Raw genomic sequence first — 6021 nt, 5'->3', positions numbered from 1 at the left:
CTGGCGGCGTTCGCCTACCGCTTCAACCGTCGGTTCGACCTGCGCGGGCTGGTGGCCCGGCTCATCATTGATGTCTCACGGTGCAAGCCTCGGGCTCAGCGGGTCGTCCGGGGGAATGCTGAGGATCGTTGCTAATCAGGTCAGCTTTAGCTGGTGGTTGGTGAATTAATAGTTCTGATTTTGGTCATTTTTACGGAGTGGAATCATGCCTGCTACATCAGAAAAAGTTCGGTACTGGATCGATATGGCACTTGAGTGTGTTCGACGAGACCACACCTCAAAATTTGGTGCTGGTGATCAAAAGGGTCCATTTCTGACTGCGCGTGCTCTTGGAATGGCACTTGCGGCCCTGCACGATGCATATGTTGATCCGAATGAGCGTTTGATTGTTGATAAAAATTTCCCTCTTCCGAAGGATGGATTTTCACGAGATATTTCAGGTTGTGCTGCCTGCCAACAGTTGTTGAAACTTAGGTACCCTCAGCAAGCGGTTGGACTGAATGCGGCATGGGATTTTTGGGGTGAATATCATGAAATTGGTGTTGATGTTGTTTCTGAAGACTATGGGCGCAGAATTGCAGGTCAAATAGATCTTCTTGGTATTGATGATCGTCAGTTTGGAGGGTCGGTGACGTATAAAAATTATACGCCTTATTCGCCTGGGGGAGCTTATACTCATCAAGCTGATCCGAATGAACCTGGCCAGGGATTTGCGGGATCTTTGTGGGGCAATGTTAAAACAATCATTTCTGGTGCGATAAATGATTTCGCTCCCCCTCCCGGGCGTGACAAAGTAAATGTAAAGCCTGATAAAAATTTCTCCGAAGATTTTTTGCATGTGCAAACCAAAGGGGCAAATCAAAAAAGAAGTAGAACGGCTAAAGAAGAGGTGATCGGTATATTTTGGGGTTACGATGGTGCGTCTGAATTGGGTACTCCACCACGTCTATACATGCAAGTTGTTCTGCAGATCCTCGATGAAATAGAAGCTCGAACTCCCGCTAAATTGACAGATCAAGATGAGTTGAAGATTGTTGCTGCTGTTGGCTTGGCAATGGCTGATGCGGGGGTTGAGGCGTGGCGTTATAAATATTCGCCAGAGCACATGATGTGGCGACCCGTTCATGGCATTCGTCATGGGCTAGGCGGTGTATTTGCTCCGGCTGAGGTTGGATGGAATCCGCTTGGTAAGCCAATAACCAATGACCCAAGAGATACGACTAAGTTCAGAGAGTCTGTGACGCCTGATTTTCCGGCGTATCCATCTGGGCATGCCACTTTTGGTGCTGCGGCATTTCAGTTGCTTCGATTATTTTTGGCTGAAAAGAAATTGCTGAAATTTGATGAGAATGGAGTTGATAGTTTGAGTTTTTGTGCGCACTCTGATGAGTATAATGGCAGAAATTTCGATCAGAATTCGAGGGTTATTCCTAGATCAAAATTAGTTTTGAACTATAAAAGCCTTTGGGCGGCGATTATTGATAATTCTGTGAGTCGTGTTTATCTTGGTGTTCATTGGCAGTTCGATGGGCTAACTAAGGTTGGTGATGAAGATCCATTGGGTGTTTTTGGTGTTCCAAAATCGCCGGCCGAATTGGGACGGCGTGGTGGTGTATGGCTTGGATGTCAAATAGCTAATGCAATTGCCGGAAAAATAAATATTACTGATGCTGTGATTAACGCTTCAGGAATTCCACTTCCTGCGCCTGTTGCTGTGGGTGGTCCGTGACGTTATTTTTTTGATGGATACTTGGGGCCGTGCATCCACAGGGTGCCTGTACTGTTCAGTGAGCCCGCCGTGCCCCAAGCCACCACCCCATCCCCCGCCGACTACCCCGGCAACCTCTACGTCGTCGCCGCCCCGTCCGGCGCCGGCAAGTCCAGCCTCGTCAAGGCGCTGCTGGAGATCGACACCCGCCTGATGGTGTCGATCTCGCACACCACCCGCGCGCCGCGCGGGCAGGAGGAGCACGGCCGCGAGTACTGGTTTGTCTCGCCCGACGAGTTCGGCGCCATGGTCGAGCGCGGCGACTTCTTCGAGTGGGCCGAGGTCCACGGCAACCGCTACGGCACCTCGCGCAACGCGATCGAGCAGCGCCTGCACGACGGCCAGGATGTCGTGCTGGAGATCGACTTCCAGGGCGCGCTGCAGATCAAGGAGCTGTTCCCGAGCGCGGTGCTGATCTTCATCCTGCCGCCCTCGTGGGAGGAACTGCAGCGGCGCCTCTTCCGCCGCGGCGAGGACACGCCCGAGGTCATCGCGCAGCGCATGGTCAATGCCCGCCACGAAGTGGCGCAGGCGCGGCACTTCGACTACATCGTCGTCAATGCCCTGTTCGAGACCGCCCTGTTCGACCTGAAAACCATCGTCCACGCGCAGCGGTTAAAATATTCGACCCAGCGTCTCAGCCGCCCGGCTGTGTTCGATGCCCTTCAACTGTCCTGAGTCCCCTCAGCGACTCCTCACCTGCGGAAGCACGCTCCCACCATGGCTCGTATCACTGTCGAAGACTGTCTGCTGAAGATCCCCAACCGCTTCCAACTGGTGCTCGCCGCCACCTACCGCGCCCGCATGCTGAGCCAGGGCCACGCCCCCAAGGTCGAGACGAAGAACAAGCCCGGCGTGACCGCGCTGCGCGAAATCGCTGCCGGCCAGGTCGGCATCGAGATGCTGCGCAAGGTCCCGACCTGAGTCGCATCTGACCCGCGCTTGTCGGGCATCGGCCACACGGTGCCCGGTCCGCTGCGGGACACGCTAGAGTCGATCCATGGTGTCCCGCACAGCCGATGTCCTGCGTCGCATGTTCTTCTCGTCCTGGCGACGAGGAAGCAAACCCGAGTCCGCCGAGTCCGAACCGTTTCCGGACACGCAGCCCAGCGACCCGGGTGAGGATTCGGACACCGACACCGCCGTCAAAAACAAGCTCCGCACCAAGGTCGGAAAGCCTCCGCGGCCGGTGATCGAGCAGGTGCCGGGCGCGCACGGCGCGAGTGCCGCCTCCTTCGCCGTGCTGACGGCCAAGCTCGACTACCTCGACGAAGCCGACGTCCGCCGCGTGCGCGAGGCCTACCGCTTCGCCGACCAGGCCCACCTCGGCCAGTTCCGCGCCAGCGGCGAGCCCTACATCACGCACCCCATCGCGGTGGCCGGCCTGTGCGCCGACTGGAAGCTGGATGCGCAGGCCATCATGGCTGCGCTGATGCACGACGCGATGGAAGACTGCGGCGTGACCAAGGCGGAACTGGTCGAGCGCTTCGGCCTGCCGACGGCCGAGATCGTCGACGGCCTGACCAAGCTCGACAAGCTGCAGTTCTTGACCCGCGAGGAGTCGCAGGCCGAGTCCTTCCGCAAGATGCTGCTGGCGATGGCGCGCGACGTGCGCGTCATCCTGATCAAGCTCGCCGACCGCATGCACAACATGCGCACGATGGGCGCGATGGCGGCGAACAAGCGCGGCCGCATCGCCCGCGAGACGCTGGAAATCTATGCGCCGATCGCGCACCGGCTGGGCCTGAACCAGTGCTACCGCGAGCTGCAGGAACTCTCGTTCAGCTTCCTGCAGCCCTGGCGCCACGCGGCCCTGTCGCGGGCCGTGGACAAGGCCCGTGGCCACCGCCGTGACATGGTCGAGCGGGTGCGCGAGGAGGTCGAGATCTCGCTGACGCAGGCCGAGGTGCCGGCGCAGGTCTATGGCCGCGAGAAGACCGTGCACTCGATCTACACCAAGATGCGCGAGAAGCACCTCAGCTTCGCGCAGGTGAGCGACATCTTCGGCTTCCGGCTCGTCGTGGCGACGCTGCCGGAGTGTTACCTGGCGCTGGGTGTGCTGCACCAGCTCTACAAGCCCGTCCCCGGCCGTTTCAAGGACTACATCGCCATCCCCAAGGCCAACGGCTACCAGTCGCTGCACACCACGGTGGTGAGTCCTGTCGGCACGGCCGTGGAGTTCCAGATCCGCACCGCCGCGATGCACGCGGTGGCGGAGGCCGGCATTGCCGCGCACTGGATGTACAAGACCGGCGGCGGCAGCGAGCCGCCCGACACCAAGCACCTCGGCACGATGTGGCTGCAGTCGCTGGTCGACATCCAGAGCGAGACGCGCGACTCGGCCGAGTTCCTCGAGCACGTCAAGATCGACCTGTTCCCGGAGTCGATCTACCTCTTCACGCCCAAGAGCAAGATCCTGGCGCTGCCGCGCGGGGCCACGCCGGTGGACTTCGCCTACGCGATCCACTCGCGGGTGGGCGACCACTGCGTTGCGGCGCGGGTCAATGGCGAGCCGGTGGCGCTGCGCACCGAGCTGAACTCGGGCGATGTGGTGGAGATCATCACCGCCCCGTCGGCGCGCCCCAATCCGGCCTGGCTCAACTTCGTGCGCACCGGCAAGGCGCGCTCCAAGATCCGCCACTATCTGAAGAACATGGAGGCCGAGGAGTCGTATGACCTGGGTCTCAAGCTGCTGGCCCAGGCGCTGCGCACCGAGGGGCTGCAGCTGCCGGGCGTCGATGACAGCAGCATGAGCGAGCTGGACACCGCGCTGTGGCAGTCCCTGGTGCGCTGGAGTGGCAACCGCAACCGGCGCGAGCTGCTCACCGACATCGGCCTGGGCCGCAAGATCGCCGTCATCGTGGCCAAGCGCATGGCGCGCAAGATGGTCGAGCAGGGCCGGCGGCCGGACGCGCTGACGCTCAGCATGGGCCGCTACGCCACCGACCAGGAAGCGCCGACCCAGGGCACCGTGGTCATCGACGGCAGCGAGAATGCCACCATCCAGCTCGCCACCTGCTGCCAGCCGATCCCGGGCGACGACATCGTCGGCTACCTGGGTCGCGGCGAAGGCCTCACGGTGCACACCAGCGACTGCTCGGTGGGCAAGCGCCACTTCGAGCGCGATCCCGAGCGCTGGCTGGGCGTCGAGTGGGCCGAGCAGCCGGCGCGGGCCTTCCGCACCGCGGTGGCCGTGCTGGTGCACAACGGCAAGGGCGTGCTGGCCGAGGTGGCGCAGGCCGTGAGCCATGCCGAAGCCGACATCGCGCACATCGACATGGACCCGACCCGCGCGGACGAGACCTCCGAGCTGAAGCTCACGCTGGCGGTGCGCGACCGGCAGCACCTGGCGGATGTGCTGCGCGTGGTGCGGCGCTGCCCGTCGGTGGTGCGCGTGTCCCGCGTCAAGCCTTGATCAGGCGCGCTCGGGTGCGGGATAGTGCACGGAGATCACCTCCAGAACCTGCAAGCCGCCCGGCGTCATCAACTGCACCTCATCGCCCTCGCGGGCCTTGATCAGCGCCCGCGCGATCGGGGCCACCCAGCTCACCTCGCCGTTCAGGCTGTCGGACTCGTCGATGCCCTTGATGGTGATGGTGTGCTCCACGCCCTCGTTGTCGGCATAGGTGACCGTGGCGCCGAAGAAGATCTGGTCCTTGCCGTGGTGCGCCGACGGGTCGGCCACCTCGGCGATGTCGAGCCGCCGCGTTAGGTAGCGGATGCGGCGGTCGATCTCGCGCAGGCGCTTCTTGCCGTAGAGGTAGTCGCCGTTCTCCGAGCGGTCGCCGTTCTTGGCCGCCCAGGACACGATCTCCACCACCCGGGGCCGTTCCTCGTCCAGCAGTTGCATCAGCTCGGCGCGCAGGCTGCGCCAGCCTTGCGGGGTCATGTAGTTTCGTGTACCCGCTGGCAACGGTGGAAGACCGTTTGCGGGCTCGTCGTCGTCGTCTGAAGACGTTTCAGGCTGAAAGGCTTTGCTCATGATCAGAATTGCGGGATCATTGGTACTGTTTAGTCCCGCGGATGCGGGGTTTGTGGTGCAAGACCATCACACTGGATGTGCGTAATTCGTAATTGGGTAGCGAAATACGTCACACTTTGAAACATCCGGTCCTACAGCAGGGGAAGTGGCATGCCGATGACCCTGGCATGTCACAGAAGAAATAAGCGCTGGAGACCTTCGGATCCGTTCAACATGTGGTTGGCGGGTTCGACCGATAGGTTTTTTTGAGGACCCCCCCTGCCATGTCTCG

The 6021-nt window shown here is 60.9% G+C and carries 5 protein-coding genes and 1 pseudogene; 5 read left to right on the top strand and 1 reads right to left on the bottom strand.

From position 1 onward, the window contains the following. The 5 genes and pseudogenes from AABN02_RS03530 to AABN02_RS03510 form a co-directional block, all read left to right on the top strand. Nucleotides 1–135 (top strand): annotated as a pseudogene (locus AABN02_RS03530) (IS1595 family transposase); the annotation flags it as partial. Nucleotides 136–205: 70 nt separating this feature from the next. Then, nucleotides 206–1729 carry a phosphatase PAP2 family protein gene (locus AABN02_RS03525; RefSeq protein ID WP_338413530.1) on the top strand — a complete coding sequence of 508 codons (1524 nt, stop codon included), beginning with the start codon at nucleotides 206–208 and terminating at the stop codon, nucleotides 1727–1729. Nucleotides 1730–1798: 69 nt separating this feature from the next. Continuing rightward, on the top strand, nucleotides 1799–2446 hold the full coding sequence (gene gmk / locus AABN02_RS03520; protein ID WP_338413529.1) for a guanylate kinase: 648 nt from the start codon (nucleotides 1799–1801) through the stop codon (nucleotides 2444–2446). Nucleotides 2447–2488: 42 nt separating this feature from the next. Continuing rightward, a complete protein-coding gene (gene rpoZ, locus AABN02_RS03515; protein WP_179634291.1) occupies nucleotides 2489–2692 on the top strand; it encodes a DNA-directed RNA polymerase subunit omega in 204 nt (67 codons plus the stop codon). A gap of 76 nt (nucleotides 2693–2768) precedes the next feature. Further along, nucleotides 2769–5183, top strand: coding sequence for a bifunctional (p)ppGpp synthetase/guanosine-3',5'-bis(diphosphate) 3'-pyrophosphohydrolase (locus tag AABN02_RS03510; RefSeq protein ID WP_338413528.1), 2415 nt, complete (start codon nucleotides 2769–2771; stop codon nucleotides 5181–5183). Here AABN02_RS03510 and greB read toward each other — a convergent pair whose 3' ends face one another. Beyond that, entirely contained in the window at nucleotides 5184–5750 is a 567-nt protein-coding gene (gene greB, locus AABN02_RS03505) for a transcription elongation factor GreB (RefSeq protein WP_338413527.1), read from the bottom strand. Nucleotides 5751–6021 lie beyond the last annotated feature (271 nt).

The organism is uncultured Sphaerotilus sp. (assembly GCF_963924895.1).
Taxonomy (GTDB): domain Bacteria; phylum Pseudomonadota; class Gammaproteobacteria; order Burkholderiales; family Burkholderiaceae_C; genus Sphaerotilus.
Note: the sequence above shows the minus strand (reverse complement) of the source record. Positions and strands in the feature narration are given on the sequence as shown.

Coding starts and splice junctions, on each gene's coding strand:
- rpoZ (WP_179634291.1), top strand. CDS start 2,489: ATGGCTCGTATCACTGTCGAAGACTGTCTGCTGAAGATCCCCAACCGC.
- AABN02_RS03525 (WP_338413530.1), top strand. CDS start 206: ATGCCTGCTACATCAGAAAAAGTTCGGTACTGGATCGATATGGCACTT.
- greB (WP_338413527.1), bottom strand. CDS start 5,750: ATGAGCAAAGCCTTTCAGCCTGAAACGTCTTCAGACGACGACGACGAG.
- AABN02_RS03510 (WP_338413528.1), top strand. CDS start 2,769: ATGGTGTCCCGCACAGCCGATGTCCTGCGTCGCATGTTCTTCTCGTCC.